The sequence below is a fragment of the Ligilactobacillus agilis DSM 20509 genome, assembly GCF_001436215.1.
Classification (GTDB): Bacteria; Bacillota; Bacilli; order Lactobacillales; family Lactobacillaceae; genus Ligilactobacillus; species Ligilactobacillus agilis.
In genome coordinates this window covers 1-2177 of sequence record NZ_AYYP01000039.1, presented here as the reverse complement: position 1 = coordinate 2177, position 2177 = coordinate 1, and the positions used below count along the sequence as shown (strand labels likewise).

The 2177-nt window shown below is 42.0% G+C and carries 3 protein-coding genes; 1 reads left to right on the top strand and 2 read right to left on the bottom strand.

What is annotated here, in order from left to right:
* Positions 1-207 precede the first annotated feature (207 nt).
* Positions 208-1050, bottom strand: a complete 843-nt coding sequence (locus FC14_RS05220; RefSeq protein ID WP_056976776.1) for a DegV family protein — start codon at positions 1048-1050, stop codon at positions 208-210.
* A gap of 149 nt (positions 1051-1199) precedes the next feature.
* On the opposite strand from FC14_RS05220, the gene FC14_RS05215 reads away from it, so the two are divergent.
* Positions 1200-1718 (top strand): DUF1836 domain-containing protein, encoded by a 519-nt coding sequence (locus FC14_RS05215; protein WP_056976775.1) that lies wholly within the window; start codon positions 1200-1202, stop codon positions 1716-1718.
* A 245-nt stretch (positions 1719-1963) separates the two neighbouring features.
* Here FC14_RS05215 and FC14_RS05210 read toward each other — a convergent pair whose 3' ends face one another.
* Positions 1964-2119 (bottom strand): cupin domain-containing protein, encoded by a 156-nt coding sequence (locus tag FC14_RS05210; protein ID WP_235804510.1) that lies wholly within the window; start codon positions 2117-2119, stop codon positions 1964-1966.
* Positions 2120-2177: the final 58 nt, after the last annotated feature.

The following is a 2177-nucleotide window of genomic DNA, read 5'->3' as shown; positions in this document are numbered from 1 at the left end:
TACACAGCATAAGGAGGCGAAAGGGTAAAAAGTAGGTTCTAGAGAACCTACAGTGATGGCTATCCCTCCAGTGGTTAAAACCACTGGTATCCTGCCCTAAATTAATGAAGCAGGGACGTTAGAACGTTTACGTAGTTAATTATTAGGGGTATGATATCATATCTTAAAAATAATTAATAGTTCCTAAAGTTTTAGCTAAAAAATCCACTACTCTTTAACTAAACAACCAATCATTAGGCCACCTTTTTCTGCATAAAAACTGCACAGGGCATTACAATTGCCAATTTCAATCTGGCAAGCCGGATACTTAGCTAAGACTAAGTCTTTAAAAGCATTTGCCCCTTCTAGATTGTCCGCGTGGTCAATAACCAGGTGCTGACCGTCAAAGTGATGTTGGTCCAACAAGGCCAGGAGGTTGTGGCGGGCCTTCTTCGCACCGCGGGCCTTACCTAGCTGTTCAATTTCGCCGGCTTCATTAGCCCAACCCAAGACGTTAATTTTTAAGACCTGGGCTAACTTAGCCACCGTCTTATTAATCCGGCCATTGTTAGCGAGGTTGGTCACCGACTGTAGGCCAAAGAAAATCTTGGCCCGGTCAATATATACTTGCACTGTTTCCACCACTTCTTCAAAGGCTAGGCCCGCTGCAATCAGCTGACTGGCCTTGATGGCTGCCATCCGCTCGGTTGGTCCGGCTGCCTTGGTATCAAAGACCGCAATTTTCTTACCACCATCTTCTTCTTCTAGTAACATCTGCTTAGCCGTTTGGGCTGCGTTATAAGAACCCGATAAGGCGCTAGAAATCGTAAAAACGTAAACCTCATCGGCGCCTTGCATTGCCGCCAAATAACTATCAACGTTGGGACAGGAAGTTTTTATCGGCCCGGTTTGACCAGCAATAAAATCTGCAAAGGCAGTCTGGCTAAAGCCCGCTTCGTCCAAGAAAGTCGCGTGCTGTCCCAGTAACGACAAGGCTACACTTTGGTGCTTAATTCCAGTTAATGCGGGGGCAAACAAATTCGCCGCCGAATCCGTGATTATTTTTTGCATTTTAATTTTTCTCCGTTTATTTCTAGAATTCACATTAAGCTTAAAATATACTACAAACTTTGTCAACGGTTTTTGAAAAACTTATAAAAAGTTATCCCTTGCCAAAAGACGACCTTTTCCCTTATAATTGCGCATAGTGGGGGAATTTTATGGACAGAGAAACTAAAATTAGTCAAAGCGTCAGCTCCTTTCGGCTACCGCGCTACGAGCAGTTACCAGAAGTCGAGCTTTACCTAGACCAAACAACCGCCTATATCAGCGAACGCTTAGCGCTTTTAGGCGACGTTAAGTTAACTAACTCTATGATTAGCAACTACGTCAAGCACAAGCTCATCCGGCGGCCGGTCAAAAAGAAGTACGCGGCCGACCAAATCGCCGAGCTCTTCTTCATTGCCGTCGCCAAAAATGTCATGCAACTTAACGACTTAAAGGCGGCCATCGAATTACAGCGCCAAAGTTATTCAACCGCCGTCGCCTATAACTACTTTGCCGCCGAACTAGAGAACATCTTGCCCTACGTCTTCGGCCTCAAAGAGCAGTTAGCCGACGTTGGTCACGACAACAGTGAGTACCAACGCATGTTGCGCAATATCATCATGGCGGTTTGCTATAAGGCTTACATCGACAAATACTATGCCGATTTACAAGCTGAGCTTGCCCAAAAATAAGAAAGGCTGGGGAAAATAACAATTTCTAGCTTCAATAATCCGACTCTAAATTTTGGATAATTTCAAAATTTGAAGTCGGATTTTTTTATTTTTAAATTACCAAGAGGCTGAAAAAAATAGTTGCAACAAAAAAACGCTAAAAATAAATGTTTTCAAACATAATTTTTAACGTTTTGTAAGTTTTGAGACCTTTTTCCAGCCTTTTAAGTTTCAGTGTTTAATTATAATCATCTATGTAATAGACTCTATTGAATGATTTCAGCATCATCAGCAGTAAATGTACCAAGTGAGTTTTCTTTTACTTGAATACAAATATAGGTAATATCTGAATTTTCTTCCGCAAAAAATTGGCGATGTACGGAAGGAGAAATTCTTAACCAATCCCCCTTGGCTAATTTCACATCTGAAACTTGAAAGCATGAAATAGTGGATACTTCCCGCTACTTCATGCTTTTTTGC

What these genes read in the sequence shown, in the direction of transcription:
- FC14_RS05220 (WP_056976776.1), bottom strand. Translation starts at nt 1,050, where the DNA reads ATGCAAAAAATAATCACGGATTCGGCGGCGAATTTGTTTGCCCCCGCA.
- FC14_RS05215 (WP_056976775.1), top strand. Translation starts at nt 1,200, where the DNA reads ATGGACAGAGAAACTAAAATTAGTCAAAGCGTCAGCTCCTTTCGGCTA.